This window comes from Mesonia ostreae (genome assembly GCF_031845265.1).
In the GTDB taxonomy this organism is placed as follows: domain Bacteria; phylum Bacteroidota; class Bacteroidia; order Flavobacteriales; family Flavobacteriaceae; genus Mesonia; species Mesonia ostreae.
The window spans coordinates 39,809-57,959 of record NZ_JAVRBG010000013.1; the positions used below are offsets into that span (position 1 = coordinate 39,809).

The 18,151-nt window shown below is 32.9% G+C and carries 17 protein-coding genes; 7 read left to right on the plus strand and 10 right to left on the minus strand.

What is annotated here, in order from left to right; genetic code table 11:
* Nucleotides 1–135 precede the first annotated feature (135 nt).
* The 4 genes from RLT85_RS12275 to RLT85_RS12290 all read left to right on the plus strand — a co-directional run bounded on the left by RLT85_RS12275 (nucleotide 136) and on the right by RLT85_RS12290 (nucleotide 4,898).
* The gene (locus RLT85_RS12275) at nucleotides 136–657 is read left to right on the plus strand and encodes a c-type cytochrome (protein ID WP_311402344.1); all 522 of its coding nucleotides are present in this window, start codon (nucleotides 136–138) and stop codon (nucleotides 655–657) included.
* Nucleotides 658–702: 45 nt separating this feature from the next.
* The gene (locus tag RLT85_RS12280) at nucleotides 703–966 is read left to right on the plus strand and encodes an XRE family transcriptional regulator (RefSeq protein ID WP_311402345.1); all 264 of its coding nucleotides are present in this window, start codon (nucleotides 703–705) and stop codon (nucleotides 964–966) included.
* 264 nt (nucleotides 967–1,230) lie between these two features.
* Nucleotides 1,231–4,278 (plus strand): ligand-binding sensor domain-containing protein, encoded by a 3,048-nt coding sequence (locus RLT85_RS12285; RefSeq protein ID WP_311402346.1) that lies wholly within the window; start codon nucleotides 1,231–1,233, stop codon nucleotides 4,276–4,278.
* Between the two features lie 2 nt (nucleotides 4,279–4,280).
* The gene (locus RLT85_RS12290) at nucleotides 4,281–4,898 is read left to right on the plus strand and encodes a DNA-binding response regulator (RefSeq protein WP_311402347.1); all 618 of its coding nucleotides are present in this window, start codon (nucleotides 4,281–4,283) and stop codon (nucleotides 4,896–4,898) included.
* Here the strand turns inward: RLT85_RS12290 and RLT85_RS12295 are convergent.
* A complete protein-coding gene (locus RLT85_RS12295; protein WP_311402348.1) occupies nucleotides 4,895–6,388 on the minus strand; it encodes a S10 family peptidase in 1,494 nt (497 codons plus the stop codon). The genes RLT85_RS12290 and RLT85_RS12295 overlap by 4 nt on opposite strands.
* A 137-nt stretch (nucleotides 6,389–6,525) precedes the next feature.
* Between RLT85_RS12295 and RLT85_RS12300 the strand changes: the two genes are divergently transcribed.
* Together RLT85_RS12300 and RLT85_RS12305 are read left to right on the plus strand one after the other, a co-directional pair.
* Nucleotides 6,526–6,678, plus strand: coding sequence for a YqaE/Pmp3 family membrane protein (locus tag RLT85_RS12300; RefSeq protein ID WP_311402349.1), 153 nt, complete (start codon nucleotides 6,526–6,528; stop codon nucleotides 6,676–6,678).
* Nucleotides 6,679–6,993: 315 nt separating this feature from the next.
* Nucleotides 6,994–7,467 carry a hypothetical protein gene (locus tag RLT85_RS12305; RefSeq protein ID WP_311402350.1) on the plus strand — a complete coding sequence of 158 codons (474 nt, stop codon included), beginning with the start codon at nucleotides 6,994–6,996 and terminating at the stop codon, nucleotides 7,465–7,467.
* A 208-nt stretch (nucleotides 7,468–7,675) separates the two neighbouring features.
* Here the strand turns inward: RLT85_RS12305 and RLT85_RS12310 are convergent, their stop codons facing one another.
* The 8 genes from RLT85_RS12310 to rsfS form a co-directional block, all read right to left on the minus strand.
* Nucleotides 7,676–8,227, minus strand: a complete 552-nt coding sequence (locus RLT85_RS12310) for a response regulator (RefSeq protein WP_311402351.1) — start codon at nucleotides 8,225–8,227, stop codon at nucleotides 7,676–7,678.
* A gap of 124 nt (nucleotides 8,228–8,351) precedes the next feature.
* Complete coding sequence (locus tag RLT85_RS12315) at nucleotides 8,352–11,978, minus strand: chemotaxis protein CheB (protein WP_311402352.1); 3,627 nt, start codon at nucleotides 11,976–11,978, stop codon at nucleotides 8,352–8,354.
* Nucleotides 11,979–12,107: 129 nt separating this feature from the next.
* Nucleotides 12,108–12,383, minus strand: a complete 276-nt coding sequence (locus tag RLT85_RS12320; protein ID WP_311402353.1) for an acyl-CoA-binding protein — start codon at nucleotides 12,381–12,383, stop codon at nucleotides 12,108–12,110.
* A gap of 3 nt (nucleotides 12,384–12,386) precedes the next feature.
* Nucleotides 12,387–13,037 (minus strand): phosphatidylserine decarboxylase family protein, encoded by a 651-nt coding sequence (locus RLT85_RS12325; protein WP_311402354.1) that lies wholly within the window; start codon nucleotides 13,035–13,037, stop codon nucleotides 12,387–12,389.
* A gap of 3 nt (nucleotides 13,038–13,040) precedes the next feature.
* Entirely contained in the window at nucleotides 13,041–13,835 is a 795-nt protein-coding gene (locus tag RLT85_RS12330) for a phosphatidate cytidylyltransferase (RefSeq protein WP_311402355.1), read from the minus strand.
* Nucleotide 13,836: 1 nt separating this feature from the next.
* Entirely contained in the window at nucleotides 13,837–14,367 is a 531-nt protein-coding gene (locus tag RLT85_RS12335; RefSeq protein ID WP_375712356.1) for an LUD domain-containing protein, read from the minus strand.
* Nucleotides 14,368–14,538: 171 nt separating this feature from the next.
* Nucleotides 14,539–16,545: an ATP-dependent zinc metalloprotease FtsH gene (ftsH, locus tag RLT85_RS12340; protein ID WP_311402357.1), complete on the minus strand. Its 2,007-nt coding sequence runs from the start codon at nucleotides 16,543–16,545 to the stop codon at nucleotides 14,539–14,541.
* A 20-nt stretch (nucleotides 16,546–16,565) separates the two neighbouring features.
* Nucleotides 16,566–16,937: a ribosome silencing factor gene (gene rsfS, locus RLT85_RS12345; RefSeq protein ID WP_311402358.1), complete on the minus strand. Its 372-nt coding sequence runs from the start codon at nucleotides 16,935–16,937 to the stop codon at nucleotides 16,566–16,568.
* 92 nt (nucleotides 16,938–17,029) lie between these two features.
* On the opposite strand from rsfS, the gene RLT85_RS12350 reads away from it, so the two are divergent.
* Nucleotides 17,030–17,761, plus strand: a complete 732-nt coding sequence (locus tag RLT85_RS12350; protein ID WP_311402359.1) for a biotin--[acetyl-CoA-carboxylase] ligase — start codon at nucleotides 17,030–17,032, stop codon at nucleotides 17,759–17,761.
* On the opposite strand, the gene RLT85_RS12355 is transcribed toward RLT85_RS12350, so the two are convergent.
* Complete coding sequence (locus RLT85_RS12355; protein WP_311402360.1) at nucleotides 17,758–18,150, minus strand: SRPBCC family protein; 393 nt, start codon at nucleotides 18,148–18,150, stop codon at nucleotides 17,758–17,760. The genes RLT85_RS12350 and RLT85_RS12355 overlap by 4 nt on opposite strands.
* Between the last annotated feature and the right edge of the window lies 1 nt (nucleotide 18,151).

The window sequence follows — 18,151 nt, forward strand, 5'->3', positions numbered from 1 at the left end:
TATTTCTTGCTTCTTCTTCTGAAGCTTCTTTATTTCAGCAAAAAAAATTATAACATTCAATTTATTTCTATTCTAAAGAAAATATTGAATATCCTCATGGTTTAAATGAATTCAATATATTAAAAACAATCTATTATGAAACTAAAGAAAAAATTACTCGCGCTTTCTTCAGCAATAGGACTCTTACTCGTGATCTTAGGTCTATTTGCTTTTAAAACTGATCTAAATTCAGACAGAGGTTATGTGGTACCAAATGATTCTTGGGAAAACCTTAAAGTGCTTCCTCAAGATATTTCAAAAGACAGTTTGGAATTTCTTATGAATAATTATGCGACTTCGCTGGGCGTAAAATGTAACTATTGCCCTGCCGTTATTAAAAAAGATCCCACCAAACTAGATTTTCCTAGTGATGCTAAAATTGAAAAGGAAATTGGACGTGAAATGATCAAAATGACCAATGAGATTAACGCTATTTACTTTCAGAGGCATTTTCCCGATCCAAAACCAGAGCAAGTAAATGTGTTCAACTGTGTATTTTGTCACCGCGGAACAGCCAATCCAGAAAAGTACTTATCACAAATGGGAGCTATGTATAAAACCTACGATCCAGATAGAGACAACAGAAAAGAAAAATTTCAAGAAGAAATGGGGAAATAAGAATCCGCTATTTTTTAAGACTAAAGACATTAAAAATAGTTGATGATGATACAAACAGTAAAAGAATATAATGCTATCGTTGAACGTGTTGATTCCCTTTTAGAAAATTCAGATAACATTGAAAATAAGGAGGCAAAGGCTTATATTGAATTAAATTTACTGTCAGATCTTGTGGCAGATTATGAAGAACGTACCTACCCTGTAAATAAACCTTCACTTGTGGAAGTGATTAAATTACGGATGGCAGAAATGAATTTAAATCAAAAACGCTTATCAGAACTTTTGGGCGTAAGCCTGCCTGACCGTTAGGCAGGTACTTTGCGTATTAGCGAATATTTAAGTGGTAAAAGTGAACCGCCTTTAAAAATAGCTCGAGAAATAAGCGTAAAACTAAACATTGAAGCTGCCATTGTCTTGGGAGTTTAGCTAGCAATTTTTCATATTAAAAACAGTAATTATCTTAAAGACAAACCTCTTTGTTCGCAAAGAGGTTTTACTTTTTGAAAAATATTGAATTTCACTTATTTTAACTATATTTAGAAGCTTCTAATACACAAGCTTTTGGTTAAAAAATTGCTTTTTTTAATTTTATTTATACAAATTCTCCGTGTTTCTGCACAAGATTCAGAAGAAAGTGATACGCTCTACATTAATTATTTAGGGCAGGAGAAAGGTTTGCTTCAGCTTAACTCAAAAGCGATTGTTATAGATAGTTTGGGTTTTTTATGGGTGGGAACCGAAGATGGTTTGCATAAATTTGATGGGTATGAGTTTAGTCCGCATGTGCATGATCCTAATGACGCAAATTCTATAAAAGATGATCATATTAGAGGTTTGTTAGCCTTAAAAGACACGATTTTTATTGCGTCTAATTCCGAAGGAATTTTAGGATATCAGCTTTCTAAAGAGAAGTATTTTTCTATTCCTATTTCAAAAGATTTGCTAGATGAAAAAATAGCGTATGATGCGTTTTTGCTGAATAAGAATACTGTTCTCTTTAGTTTAAAAAATAATTTTGTCGTTTATAATTTGGTTTCCAAAAAAGCTCAGGCATTTTCCCTTCCGAAGAGAAAAAAAGAAAATTTTATACAAGCCGCAGTAAGCCTAAATCAAGAGAAGTTTTTATTAGCTACTTCCGAAAGTGGAATTCTGCAATTTAATCTTCAGGAAAAAAAGCTAGAGCCATTTGCACTTTTTCAGGATATCAACATCAAGAGTTTGCAGCATATTGAAAATCGGCTTTTTGTAGGAACCAAAGAGGGATTTTCTATTTTTTCTTCTGAAAATACGATGGAGAAAAATGTAGCAACACCCGAGGTAAAGTGTTTTTATCAATTTTCGGAAAATCAAGTGTTTATAGGTACAGAAATGGGGCTTTATAGCTACGACCTCATCCAAAATAAATTAAAAAAACTGATTTTAAAAACGAACAACAAAAATATCTACGGAAATGTAGGTATAAATACGATTGTTGGTGATGAAAAAGGAAATTTATGGATTGGCACCGAAGGAGAAGGAGTGATTTACCATAATCAATATCAGAAGAAATTTAATACTTTAAAAATTAGATTAAAGGAATATCCTAACCACGAAAATATAAGTCCGTTTCAATTTTTGGCTCAGAATGATGATTTATGGATTGGAACAGAGCTGGGAATAGTTAAATATACGGAAGCAACGCAGGAATTTAAGTTGTATAAGCAAGCGGAAAAAGATTTAATTTATGCCATAAGAAAAGACAACCAAGATCGTATATGGGCGGGAGGTTTTGATGCCGGACTTTTAAAATATAATCCAAAAACAGATTCTTTTCAGCACTATGTACATGATAAAAACGATGAATTTTCTATCTCTAATAATGATGTAATTGAAATACTTCCGGTAGACAATCAAACTTTATGGGTGTGTACTTGGACGGGAGGAATAAACGAATTTAATACAGAAACCGAGGAGTTTAAGCCATTATTGATTAATGGCCAAGCCTTAAATAGAGCGAGAATAGCTTTTCAAGACTCTCAAGGTTTTTATTGGTTGGGAACAGATGAAGGCCTTTTTAAATTAAAAGGAAAAAAGCTAGTTACTATCTTTTCCAAAGAGCAAGAGGGTGATAAGCGGCTCATTAACGACCGAGTTTTTGCCATCACAGAAGATAATAATCAAAACATTTGGGTAGGAACCGCGGCAGGAATTTCTAAGATTGAGAATGGCGAAAAATCTATGGCTCACTACGGAAAACAGAAAGGTCTTCCCAATGATTTTATCTACAGTTTGATGGTAGATGGGGAGAATCAATTGTGGATGGGAACCAATTATGGGGTTTCGGTTTTTAATCCGCAAAGTAAAAGCTTTAGAAACTTTACGGAAAAAGACGGACTTCAAAACAATGAGTTTAATGGCAAGGCTGGTTATAAAGATGAAAATGGAAATTTTTATCTTGGTGGAATGCGCGGCATCAATATTTTTAACCCTAAGGATATTAAAGAAAATCCTTATCTACCCAATGTTTATATTCATCAAATAGATTTATTTAATGAACCGATTACGTCTAACGAACTTTATGAAGATCATCTGTACTTTAAAAGTGAGGAAAACGTATTAACGCTGAATTATACAAGTTTGAATTTCTTAAATCCTGAAAAAATAAGTTATAAATATATTTTGGAAAGTTTTGATGAAGATTGGCGAAGTGTAACCCAAGAAAAGAGCACTACCTATACCAATTTACCTCCCGGAGAGTATCTTTTTAGAGTAACTTCTACCAATGATGTGGGGAAATGGAGTGAAAGCTACGACGAATTAAAAATAACCATCGTCCCGCCTTGGTACCAAACAACTTGGTTTAAAATTCTAGGAATTGCAATGATTATTTTACTTTTCTTATTATTTTATTATTCAAAAACAAGAAAGCTAAAAAAGGATAAATTGGTTTTAGAAGATAGGGTAAAGCAGAGAACTTTGAGCTTGAAAAAATCTAATGAAAAATTGAAAACCTCTCATAAAAATCTGGAAGAAAAGAACGACAACATTCAGTTTTTAATGAAAGAATTAGATCATCGCGTAAAGAATAATCTTCAAATTGTTTCTAGTTTTTTAAATATTCAGGCAAACAGTGTTGCGAGTGATAAAGCAAAACAAATTCTGCTGGTGGCAAAGAACAGAATTTCTTCTATCTCCATTATTCACGACTTGCTGTCTAAGGAACAAGAAGAGTTTATTGTCCCCGATTTTATTAAAAATTTCACTGAAAAAATATTAGTTTTATTAGGAAACGAATCTGAAAGGAAGTTTACGGTTGTTTATAATTTACAGGAAAATACACCTGCTGTTAAAGCAAACTCTGTATTGATTGGTCTTATGTTAAACGAACTGATTACTAACGTACATAAATATGCCTTTCCTATATATGATCCTAAAAATAATTTAATAATAGGATGCCAGCTTAAAGATGCTAGTATTCACCTTCAGATAAGAGATAATGGGAAAGGTTTTTCTGCGGAAGACAATTCTTCTTCGTCTCTGGGTTTAGAGATTGTAAGGGAAATGGTAGAGCAATTAAACGGAAATATCACTATAAAATCATCTAACGGAGTTGAAATTTTAATCACTATTCCTTATCACTAGCTATGACCAAACGTATTTTATTTATTGAAGACGAGTTTTTAATCGCAAAAGACATTCAGCTCTTATTACAAAAAGATGAAGAATATCAAGTAGATGTAGCGAAAACTCCTAGTAAAGCTTTAGAATTATATCAAGCTTTTAGATATGATTTAGTCATATCAGACATTAATTTGCAGTGTGAGAAAGACGGGATTGAAGTTGTAAAAGATTTAAAACAAATCCGAACGCTTCCTGTAATTTATTTGACGGCATATAAAGAAGGGTCTTTTCTAGAACGTGCTAAAAAAACCATGCCATTTGCTTACTTGTTAAAACCCTTTCAAGAAGACCAGCTAAAAGTTACAATTCAATTAGCGCTACTCAACTATCAAAATATCTTAGAGGGCAAGCAAGAAGATGAAGAAAATACCAAAAAAATTGAAAACCTTACGACTAGAGAAAAAGAAGTTTTAATCACTTTAGCCACAGGCAAAACCAGCAAAGAAATTGCCGATACCTTATGTGTCTCTTACCACACCGTAGAAAAGCATAAGAAAAATATTAAAGAAAAATTGGGCTTTCATACCATTGCTGAAATGGTAAATTTCACCTTTTCGTCTAAACTATATAAAGTGTATTAATATTTAGCTGTCTTATTCTCTTGATTGGTTTGTTTTAAAAATTCTCTAAGATCTTCATTAGATGTTTTTAAATCCGCTTGACGGAGATACATCATATGTCCGCTATGATAGGTTTTAAAATGCATTCTATCTTTTAACTGTCCGCTAGGATCAATTTGACTCATAGAATATTTAGAATGAAAGTAGGTTGTAGCGCCATCAAAGTAACCCGTTTGAAAAAGAATATGTAGATAAGGATTTTCTGCCATCGCTTTTCGCAAATGCTCTCTGGTATTATTTCCGCGGTTATCCCAAGGATGCACAGGTCCAAACATATTGTATTTTAAATCAGTTTTAAAGTTGAGGTGTTCGCGCATATAATAGTTAATTGCGGGCGTAAAAGAATGCAACCAAGAAGTAAGCTCCGGACTGTAATCTGGTCTGTTTCCAGCTAATTTTCTATCCATTCCTAAATAACGAGAATCTAGTCTACCAATGGTATTCCCTGACTTATCTCTAAGCAACTCTTTCCAGAAAACCGATGAAGGAAGGTCTAAATTATGCTGAAGAATCACTTTTTTAGAGATTCCCGTATAGGTAGCCATTTGGGTAGCAATATTTTCCTTTTCGGAATTGGGGAGAAGAGAGCCTTTGGCTAGAGCCGGAAGTAACATATCTAACGTATATTCTTCTATTTCGGGTAAAATATGTTTTAATTCTTTCTGCTGAAGATTGGGAGATAAAGCTTTATGATACCAAGCTGCTGCCGTGAAATAAGGTAAAAATAGAGATGAGGATAGGGCGGTGTCTGCATCAAAGCTGAGGTAATCTGCCGGAGAGACTAAAATAACGCCATTAAGATACATCCATTGTTGTTCCTGTAATGCGAGAGCAAGACCAGAAACTCGGGTTCCGCCGTAGCTTTCTCCAATGAGATATTTCGGCGAAAGCCAGAGATTATTTCTACTTACAAAATTTTCTAACCAAGCCGCTAAGTATTTAATATCTGCATTGATCCCAAAAAATAAATCTCTGTTGGGCTCTTTGTCATCTATTTTTAAAGTTCTTGAATAGCCTGTATTTACCGGGTTGACATATAAAATATCGGCAACATCTAAAATAGAGTGGGGGTTATCTTTTAATCCATAAGGTTGCATAGGATAACCTTCGTCGCTAATATTTAAAATTTTTGGCCCGGTATAAGCGATATGCATCCAAGCCGAAGCAGATCCTGGGCCGCCATTAAAAGAAATAACTAAAGGTCTGTTGTTTTCTTCTTTCCCCTTCTTTACTTTTTTCTTGTAAAAAGTATAATGTAAGGTGGCCATAGCTTTATTATCGCTATTCCAAACAGGTTGCATCCCTGTTGTCGCTGTGTATTCTACGCTAGAGCCACGAATGTTAGCGGTATGTTGGGTAATGATGGTAGTATCAATAGGGATGGTAATTTCTTGTGCGCTAACTGCAAAGGAAAAGACAATGAATAAAAAAGCTAAGCTTTTAAAATACATGATGCAATGGGTTTATAGTTTGAAAACTTTAAAAATAATCAATTTTGAATAGTTAAAAGGATGCAAATTGATATATTATTAACGGATGCAAAAAGTACAAGTTATACCTTGCAGGAAAATCAAACCAAAACCGAACTATGTCATTACTAACCATTATCTTAAGTATTTTACTACCACCATTAGCTGTTTTTCTAAACCACGGATTAGGAACTAAGTTTCTAATCAGCTTACTTTTAACACTTGTGGGATGGCTACCAGGTGTGATTTATGCCTTTTATGTAAATAGTTAATATTAAAATAGGATTTAATCTAAACAATTCCGTTTGTATTCTTACAAACGGAATTTTATCTCTCAGTCATCTGTGTCCTATAAAATAGATTTAAATATTTTTAAGTCAATTTTAGCAGGTAACAACGGGTTTTTAATTTCAGACATTTGCACGATAGTAACATTCTACAGCGGAATTAAAATGAGTAAATGAGAAAAATGTCAAATTATATAATATTCAAATGACTAGTAAAACTTCAAAACAAAATCTGTAGCTTGGCTTAATTATAATTATATACTGTACTAAACCATCAAATACGATTTTAAAAACAAAAATATGAAGATAAAAATTTTATCAATTGTAATTATTTTGATGCTTTCAGGTTGTAGGGATGATAAAAAAGCTGAAAATCAGATTGATGATAAAACCCAAAGGGTTGAAATTAGCACTAAAAAAAATACAAAAGAAACTTTTAAAAAGATAGATAAGAATATTGTAAAAAAGTTGAATGATACTATTTCTTCAAAAAATCTTAAAACGGAAGAAGAAATTATGAATGCTTATAAGCCAAAGGACTCGTATACAGAAGGAAATTACACTTATACTATTTCAAAGAATGATCTTGGTAATGATTCTCAAGAAATAATATTAGTTGAAGACGATTTATTAGATGATTCCTTATTGGCTAAGAAAACTATAATGATTGTAAAAAAAGAAAATTCAATTTTAAAAGTGGTTTCAATAAAAGAGAATTACAAGTGTCGCCAAAACAGAGGTCATCAAGAATGGAGTGCCGAATTATGTAATTAAAACTACATCTTGCAGCATATATTAAATCGATAAACAGAAGTTTGCGGTAAATCTAACGTCTAATATATTACATTATAGGCTTGGATGAAACGTTTGCACAGATCTTTTTGAAAGAATCTTGACGTAAAATATTCATTTGTTTTTTTGATTGTAACCTTCTTTAAGTTGACCAAAGCAGGATATTTTTGCTAGTCTAAATGACTATTTTTCAATCCTCTTTATCTTTTACTTGTTTGATATTCTTCCGAATCTTGTAGATGTTCTTTTTTTGTTCTTCATTATCACTGTTCATATGATCTATATAGCTATAAATTTGATTGACAGTAATTTTATTCTTCCTAATTTTATCTCTTAAATCTGCTTTTTCAAACATATCAAAAGCGACTCTTTTTAAGAGAGGCTTTAATTTTTCTGAAAGAACATCCATATGTTTTTTTAGTACATAACCTGAAGTTCCCGCAAGAATGGTATTTTCTGCCAATTCTTCATCCTCTATAGACCCAGTGATAAAAATAAAAGGAATGCTTTCATCTATTTCTTTTATGATTTGAAGAATCTCCAAACCTGTGCATGTAGGTAATACATAATCAGAAAGTACTACATCTGGAATGTAATCTTGCAACGCTTGTGAAGTGTCTGCTAAATTATCGACTACTTTTAGCTCAAAATTTTCTACAATTTTTTTAAGATGAAGCCTAATCAATTCCGCTTCCTCTACAACGCCTTCCACCAATAAGATTCTAAGTTTCGTAGTAATCATAAATTAAATCGTGTTAAACATATCATCCTTTAAAAAACACTAGTATTTTAAACAAAGGTAGCAAAGAAAGTCTTTTCTTACGCTATAATTTTTTTTGTGCACTTATTGCCAGAGGAAAAGTATCTTACTTCGACTTTAATTTAAAGTAAAATGTACTTCCTACACCTACTTGAGATTCTACCCAAAGACTTCCTTTATGTAAAGCAACAATCTTTTCTACGTGTGCTAAACCTACTCCAGTTCCTTCATATTTCTCTTTTGTAGGAACTCGGTTAAAAATAGTAAAAATGTTTTTTTGATCTTCTTTTGAAATTCCTATTCCATTATCCATAATAGAAAAGATGTAATAATTGTCTTGCTTAAAAGCTGAAATTCTAATTTCTGGTTCTTTGTCTTTTGCTTTGTATTTAAGAGAGTTGCTTATTAAATTCTGAAATAATAACCGCAGTTCTACTTCGTAGCCTTTGATTTTTGGAAGGTTTCCAGCATAAATTTTAGCTTTGGTATCTTTAATTCTTTTGCCCAAATCGTATTTAACAATTTCTACAATTTCTTGGGTGTCTACCAGTTGTTTTTTAGTGCCTCTTCCAATTCTAGAATGTTCTAGTAAGGCTTTAATTTGTTGCGAAAGTCTATCTGATGCTTGATCAATATAAGAGATGTATTCTCTACCTTTTTCATCTAATCTATCTCCGTAAATTTTACCTAAAATATCACTCCCAAATTTGATGGTAGCCAATGGTTCTTGTAAATCATGAGAACAGATAGAGACAAATTGTTCTAAATCTTTATTAGCACGCTCTAAATCTGCTTTTTGTTTGCTTAAACTCAGTTGAGCCTCCTTTAATTCAGAAACATCTACACAGGTAAAACGATTGCTAATACCGTTTCCATGTTCATCCAGCTCCACGGTAGAACTCATCATAATAGGTATAATATGCCCATCTTTGGTGAGCATTTCTAACTCTACATTCTTTAATTCTCCTTTTTCCTGAAAAACTTTACCAAGTTTTAATGCTTTTAATTGCGCCTCGTCTTCATAAAGATCGAACATATTAGAGCCTATAATCTCTTCTTTCGATTCATAGCCTAATCTTTCTATAGCTTCTAGATTACATTGAACAATTTTTGAAGTTTTGGGATCTACACTAAAATGCATTACGGGATCTTCTTCGTAAAAAGATTTAAATCTTTTTTCGCTCGCCACCAACTTATCTTTAGCGTCTTGTAGCGATTCAATGTCTACAAACGTAATTACAATACCTTCTGCTATGTCGTGAGAGTTGATAAATGCAGAAATTCGTTGCAAGTAGTTTTTACCTTCTCTAGAGACAATATTTCTCTGCAAGGTTTTCCCAGTCTTAAGTACTTTTTTACATCGGTTAATTAGGGTATTTCTTCTATGAACCCCAAAACTATTGGTGAAATTATCAATGGGTCTTCCTACATCAGAAGCGATAAGACTAAAATGCTTCTGAATTGCTGGCGTAAATTTCCGTATTCTTAGACCTTTATCAAGAAATATCGTACCTATTTCGGTGCTCTCTAAAAGATTATTCATATCCGCGTTCAGCTCGGCTAAATCTTCCATTTTTTGAACATTCTCTGCGTTAACGGTATTTATCTCTTCGTTAACACTTTGTAGCTCTTCGTTGGTACTTTGCAACTCTTCGTTAGAAGCTAAAAGTTCTTCATTCGCCGCTTGTAACTCTTCATTACTTGTTTCAATCTCTTCAAGCGAAGTTTTTAATTCTTCTTTTGTTTTGCTTAACTCTTGTTCTAATTCTTGAATGTAATCCTTATGTCTACTAGTGGTAGTAAGAGTAAACGCTTTATCAAATTTAGAATAATCTACCTTTCTCTCTATGAGCGTGACAGTAAAGTGAAGCTCTGTATCGATATCGTTTTCACGGAAGGGTTTTACAAAAATGTTCAGCGCTTTTTTCTCTTCATTTTCCCTGTAAAAAGCATTCTTATAAACAACCTCTTGATTGGTTTTTGCAGCTTTGCGTACACTAGATAAAATGATAGGTTTTAACTCCTCCCCAAGCATATCTAACAAATTGATTGAAAAACCTTGCGTTGGCAGGTTAGCATATTTTCTAAACTCGCCAATGGCTTTTAATATATTGTAATCTGCATCTATGAAAACACTTGCGCTCCCAAAATGATCTAACACAGTTTGGTTGAAGTTCTCTAAAAACCTTCTTCTTCTGGTATTCATTTTAGTTGGTCTTTCTTGAATTCGTTGTCGTTTTAAAGGATGTAATTGATTGGTTGAAGTTTTTAGAGTCTCTGTTTTTAATCTTCGTACAGGAGATATATTTCTAAATATTTTCCACTTTCTATTAATTGCATCAAAATTTTCTCGATGAGTTTGAATACTTTCGCTGGTTCCTAATACTAAAACTCCATCTTCTTCAAGTGCGTAATGAAGAACATTTAAAGCTTTTTTCTGAATACTTGGCTGAAAATAAATCAGTAAGTTTCTGCATAAAACCATGTTCATATTACTAAAAGGCGGATTCTTAATAATATTGTGTTTAGAGAAAACTACCATTTTTCGAAGCTTCTCTATCACTTGATACCCACCAGAAATACTGGAAAAATACTTTTGAAGTAAGAACGGTTCTATATCGCCAACAATACTTTCACTGTAAATAGCATTACTTCCTATATTAAGATGATCTTCTGCAATATCTGTAGCGAATATTTTAACCTCGATATTCTTCTCTTGGCTTTCTAATTCTTCTTGTATAAGTATAGCTAGGGTATAAGCCTCTTCTCCTGTGCTACAAGCTACATCCCAAATCTTTAAGGTTTCTCCTTCTGCAATTTTTGCAACTAAATCTGGTATAACTTGCGTTTTTAATACTTCCCACACCTCTGTATCTCTAAAGAATTTGGTCACCCCAATCAAAAACTCTCTTGCCAGAGCGTTAATTTCTTTCTCATCAGATTGTAAGAGAGTGAAATAGTCATCAAAAGACTTGCATTTACACACATGAATTCTACGAAGTAATCTTCTAGACAGCGTAGAATATTTGTATTCCGTAAAGTCTAAACCCACCTTTTGATCTACTAATTGTAAAATACTAGACATGATGGCTTTATTGTAACTTACCGCTGTGTCTTTACTTAAGAATAGAGATTGAGAAGCTTTAATAAAACTTTTAATCTCGTCCCCCATATCTTCCACAGGTAAAATATAATCTACTAAACCGGTTCTAATAGCACTTTTTGGCATTCCATCAAACTTGGCTTGCGTAGGTTCTTGTACTATTACCACTCCATTATTTTCTTTTATGGCCTTTATACCATTTGTACCATCACTACCAGTGCCACTTAAGATGACGGCAATAGCCTTCTCTTTTTTATAAGGAGCTAAGGATTCTAGAAAAATGTCTATAAGTAAATTTAATTTTTGATTTTTAGGCTTTTCTAAAAGACGTAATCTACCCTCTTCTAAAATTAAATTGTTTGTGGGTGGAATTAAATAAATATGACCAGGTAGGATTTCGCAATTATCTTCAATTTTCTTGATTTTTAGCGAAGTAGATTTCGCAAGAAGCTCTGCCATCATACTTTTGTAATCTGGCGATAAATGCTGAATAACAATATAGCTATTGCGACTGTTTTTAGGCAAATTATTAAAAAACAATTTTAAAGCCTCTAAACCGCCCGCACTTGCGCCAATAGCAATAATGTATGGATCTATAGACACTCTTTTTGTAACACTATTTTGGGCCATTTTAAAAGCAAGATTGAGAGAAAAGTAGTAAAAATACTGAATTTTATAATATAATAATAATAGAAAAACGTATTAAACTAACACATAAGCTTTGCTATCTTTAAGTCATCTATTTTTTGTAAACAATTTCTATTCGGGAATATAGGTTTCCACCAATTTAATATACTCTTTTTTAGCTTGGTCTGGAGTTAAATTTTTTACTTGAAAAATAGCGTTCATTTTAAAAGCCGAAATAAGTTGCTCATCATCTGAATTGGCAACATTATATAAGGTAGAGTCATTGGTGGCTCTTTTATAAAAAGCGTAAAAATGAAGCATTAAATCGGGGGGGAACCTCAATTTAGTATGGGTAGCTTTTTCATATGCTTCTTGAAACTCTTTCTCTAGGAGTGCTTTCTTATCCATACTTTATTTTTTCGCGATAATGCTTACTCCTCCTTTTACTTTTTGATTTAATTTTACGTTGAGCTTTGTGTTTAGAGGAAGATACAAATCTACACGAGAACCAAACTTGATGAATCCACTATCCTCTCCTTGAATTGCTTTATCATTTACTTTGGCATAATTTACAATACGTTTTGCCAAAGCTCCTGCTACTTGTCTATATAAAACTTCTCCAAACATTTTGTTTTTTACTACGACAGTAGTTCGCTCATTTTCCTCGCTAGATTTAGGATGCCAGGCAACTAGATATTTGCCTTCGTGATATTTGCTATAGGTAACCAAACCGTTTACCGGATATCTGGTTACGTGCACATTAATAGGAGACATAAATACTGAAACTTGTAATCTTTTTTCATTAAAGTATTCTTTTTCAAAAACTTCTTCAATTACAACCACCTTTCCATCTACGGGAGAGACAATACTAGAATCACTCACTAGCGTTTTTCTCTTCGGATTTCTAAAAAACTGCACGATGAGCAAGAAGGAAATAGCTGAAACTATTAAAATCGCGCTTTGTAGCCATAGAGGAGTAATAAAGTTATAGCTTAAAGTATTGATAACGATAAAAGCTAACAATGAAAATCCTAATATTTTATAACCTTCTTTATGAAACATAATTTATATAAAAAGTAAATAAGTATAAACAAAAGTACTCGCAAACAACACGCTATCCAAACGATCCAACAAACCACCATGTCCTGGCATAATTGAGCCGCTATCCTTAACCTTTGCCTGTCTTTTAAGTCTTGATTGTATTAAGTCACCGTAAGTTCCAAAGATGCTTACCAAAATGCTAAGAACAATCCATTCTCCGTAGGTAAAAATAGGAATATAAAGTGAAATTACATAACCCGCTACAATACTAAAAAATAAACCTCCCAAAAAGCCCTCTATAGTTTTATTGGGAGATACCCTTTCAAAAAGCTTATTTCTACCAAAATTTTTTCCTACTAAATAAGCAAACGTATCATTAACCCAAATAAGAACAAAGATAGCAATGAGTAAGTTTGGTTGGTATGTACCATCTTTATCAAACGGAATCAAACTTATAAATATAAATGAAGCAATGAGATAAAAAATAACTACAATATATTTCTTTTCTTGAAAAAGAGGAATTTTTCTGACAATAATAAGATCTCTTAGCAACAAGATTTTTACTAGCAAGGTAAGTACTAAAAGAATATTTAATACGTAAATATTAAACTGAAATATGCTGAAAAAGGCAAAAAAGATAATTAGTAACGCGTAAGAAAGATAACTATTTAATTTAAGAAGTTTTTGAAGTTCATGAACGCAAATAAGTCCAAAGATTAGAAACAAACCCCAAAAGGTAAATTTAGAGACGAGAACGGCCGCGATTAATATAACAATATATAGGGCTCCAGATAAAGTCCTCGTTAAGGTTTCTTTCATACTATAGGTCTTCTAATAGCAACAAATATAAGTTTTTAGAAGGACTACCGTAGCTCATAAAATCACTTTCTTTTTTATCTTGAAAAGTTTTAATGGTAGTGATATTAGAAGGAATTTTATTCCGGTTTTTATTTTTAATACCCCTTAAACCTTCTCCAATTGTGTCTATAAGCTGGCTAGTAGATGCTAAGATGATAAAATCTTGCGGTAATTCATCTAATTTTTTTTCTCCTATTTGGTTAGATGAAATTAATAACGCACCTGTATTGGCAATTAGATATTCACATGTGGAAAGAAAAAAAGAAGAATCTGAGTTTTTGTTAAACTCCAATTTAAAATCTTTAAAAGTTGCTTTTAAGTTTTCATCAAAACAACAAACCGAAGAACCTTCTACACCCCAATTATTTTCTTTAAGAATGGAATGAAATGTGTCTAACATTTCATCTCTTTCACTACAATATAAGAATTTGCCGCCATTCTTTTTAAAATTGACCATAAAATTCTCGTCCGTAGGCAACTTTTCCTCGGGCATGAATTTGCTCTGATCTTTTTTATTAGAATCCGCTTTTTTTTCTGATTTAAACCTGAATCCTAATATTTTACTAAATATACTCATATTCAGTGATGGGGTAAATAAAATTAATGTTGCATTAAATCAAATATAAAAAATATAGATTTAGTCTTATGACTAAATCTATATTTTTTAAGATTCTGAAGTATTGTTTTCTTCAATGCTATCTTCCTTTGCCGAAAATACTTCAGCAGATGGAGTTTCTTTTCCTTCTTTCTTGGCGTAAGGTCTATCTCCAAAAATTCGTTGCAAATCGTCTTTAAAAATAACTTCCTTATCCAATAAGATTTCAGCTAACTGCGTAAGCTTATCTTGATGTAATGTCAATAAATCTATTGCTCTTTTATATTGTTCTTCAATGATATTAGAAATCTCTTTGTCAATCAATTCAGAAGTCTTCTCACTATAAGGTTTGGTGAAGTTATATTCACTCTGTCCAGAAGAATCATAATAGGTAAGGTTACCCACGTTTTCATTAAGACCATAGATGGTTACCATCGCTTTTGCTTGCTTGGTTACTTTTTCTAAATCGCTTAATGCTCCTGTAGAAATCTTATTAAAGATTACTTTCTCTGCAGCTCTACCTCCCATAGTGGCACACATTTCGTCCAACATTTGTTCGGTACGAACAATAAGTCTTTCCTCTGGTAAATACCAAGCTGCTCCTAGAGATTGACCTCTAGGTACAATGGTAACTTTCACTAGGGGAGCCGCATGCTCTAACATCCAGCTTACCGTAGCGTGACCAGCTTCGTGAAAAGCAATCGCTTTCTTTTCATCTGGCGTAATAATTTTATTTTTCTTCTCTAGACCTCCTACAATTCTATCTACAGCATCCAGGAAATCTTGTTTTCCTACTGCTTTGTTTCCTTTTCTAGCAGCAATTAACGCCGCTTCGTTACAAACATTCGCAATATCTGCTCCAGAGAAACCTGGTGTCTGTTTCGCTAGGAATTCCGTATCCAATTCATCAGCTACTTTCTTAAGAGGTCTTAAGTGAACTTCAAAGATTTCTTTACGTTCTCTAATATCTGGTAGATCAACATAAATTTGTCTGTCAAAACGTCCTGCTCGCATTAAAGCTTTATCCAAAACATCTGCACGGTTGGTTGCACCAATAACAATCACATTGGTATTGGTACCAAAACCATCCATTTCTGTAAGTAACTGGTTAAGCGTATTTTCTCTTTCGTCATTAGAACCTCCTAGGTTAGATTTCCCTCTTGCTCTACCAATGGCATCAATTTCATCAATAAAAATTATTGAAGGTGATTTTTCTTTTGCTTGTTTAAATAAGTCTCTTACTCTAGAAGCTCCAACTCCAACAAACATTTCTACAAAATCTGATCCAGACAAAGAGTAGAAAGGCACTTTGGCTTCTCCCGCAACTGCTTTTGCCAATAGCGTTTTACCGGTTCCTGGAGGTCCTACCAATAGGGCTCCTTTTGGAATTTTACCACCTAAGGCGGTATACTTTTCTGGGGTTTTTAAGAAATCTACAATTTCTTGAACCTCTTCTTTTGCGCCTTGTAAACCAGCTACATCTTTAAATGAAGCTTTAACATCTGTATTTTTATCAAAAAGTTTTGCCTTAGATTTACCGATGTTAAAAATTTGTCCGCCAGGGCCTCCTCCTCCGCCGCCGCTCATTCTACGCATAATAAAGATCCAAACTCCAATGATTAAAATAAAAGGAAGTAACGACCAAATAAGATCTCCCCAAACATCAGAATGGGTTTCGTTTACTCTTATGGTATCTAGATTGTACTCATTTTTAATTTCATCAAAATCATTTTCAAAATTTTGAAGATCTCCTAGTTCAAAGGTGTAATTTGGAGTTTCACCGCTAGGTAGAATTTCTTTTTCTTTGTTTTTTTGGTGCTTAGGTAGTTGCTCTGCTTGCTCGGTTAGGTAAACGTTAGCAGTTCTTTTATTAATAACTACTACTTTTTTTACTTCTCCTTCTTTCAGAAAAGATTCAAACTCAGCGATATTCGTTTTAGCTGGTTCATTAAAACCGCTTCCGCTAAAGAAATTGATTCCTAAAAAGATAAGTATAATTCCCGCGTAGATCCAATACGAATTGAATTTAGGCTTATGACCGCCTTCGGGCTTTTTTTTGTCTTGTTGCTTAGCCATTATGTAAAAGTGCTTGTAATTTAGTAATTTGTTTGTATTGTGGTAGATTTGGCATCTCCCCAAAGGCCTTCAATATCGTAAAATTCTCTAATGTGTTTTTGAAAAACGTGAACTACAACATTTACATAATCAATAAGGACCCATTCGGCATTTTCTGTGCCTTCCACATGCCAAGGCTTGTCTTTTAAAGACTTGCTTACTCCTTTTTGAACAGAGTTAACAATAGCGTTTACTTGGGTGTTGGAAGTACCATTACAAATTACAAAATAGTCACAAACCGTATTTTCAATCTCGCGAAGATCTAGTATGCGTATGTCATTACCCTTAACATCTTCTATACCTTTTATGATTTGCGTTAGGAGTAGGTCTGTGTTATTTTCAGTTTTTATCATTAAATTTATTTATTTTGTGCAAAGTTATTATTTTTTGCTCTTTTTTTGCATTGTTAACAAAAACTTATCGTTCTATTATCAACACTTTTTTTATGAAGAGTATCAAAGTCCGTACCACCCCATCTACTAATATCTATTTGCGTGAATTATATCGTGCCAATCCTAACATAAAAAACTGTTATGTAGTTGCCGAAAATCAAACGCAGGGAAGAGGACAAATGGGCGCTAATTGGAATTCAGAAAAAGGTAAGAACCTAACCTTTAGCGTTCTTTTAGACGGTTTAAATCTTAAAATAGAAAACCAGTTTAAATTAAGTGCTATTACTTCTTTGGCAGTTTTAAAGGTGTTAAAGAGGTTGGGCGTTCTTAATTTAAAAGTAAAATGGCCTAACGACATATTGGCAGATGGATTTAAAATTTGTGGAATTCTTATTGAAAACATTTTTGGCAATCAAAAAATTAATACTGCAATCATTGGAGTAGGGCTTAATGTAAACCAGATAAATTTTGATACTTTGTACAGAGCTTCTTCATTAAAAGAACTTACGGGCATTCATTATGATTTGGACAATGTGCTAAAACAATTGGTGCAACAGATTGAAAATGATATCTATGAGTTTTTAACATTTTCTCACGAAGCTATTTTAGAAAAATACCACAAACATTTGTTTAGAATGGAAAAGGCTTCTACTTTTCAATTTCCCAACGGAGAGCGAACTACGGGCATCATAAAAAAAGTCTCCCAACAAGGTTTGTTAGAAATCTTGTTTGAAGACGAGAAACTAAGCTCTTTTGAAATCAAAGAAATTAGGCTGCTTTATTAAAGCTTAGCCATGTTCTCACATAGGGCATTGATAAAGTTTTTTAATGGAATTTTAATCATCATGGCCATCATAGCATTAAACTCTCCTTCAAAAACAAGTTGTACTTCGCTTTCTTCGGAAGAAATTTCAGCAATATTTGCGGTAAGCGTAAACGGAAGCTTTTCACTTCTTGCGCCCAAAATTACTTGATGGAAAGGAGTTGTGTCCTTGATAAGAAGTTTAATTTCTGGCATTCCTTTAAGTTGAAACAAAAAACTATCCTCACCTTTTACCTCAAACTTTTGTATAGAATTGGGCATAATGCTTTCGTAATTTTTTACTTCGGTAAGAAAATGGAATAATTCTTCCTGACTTTTATTGACCTTATTTTTTTCGCTTTCTAAGTGCATA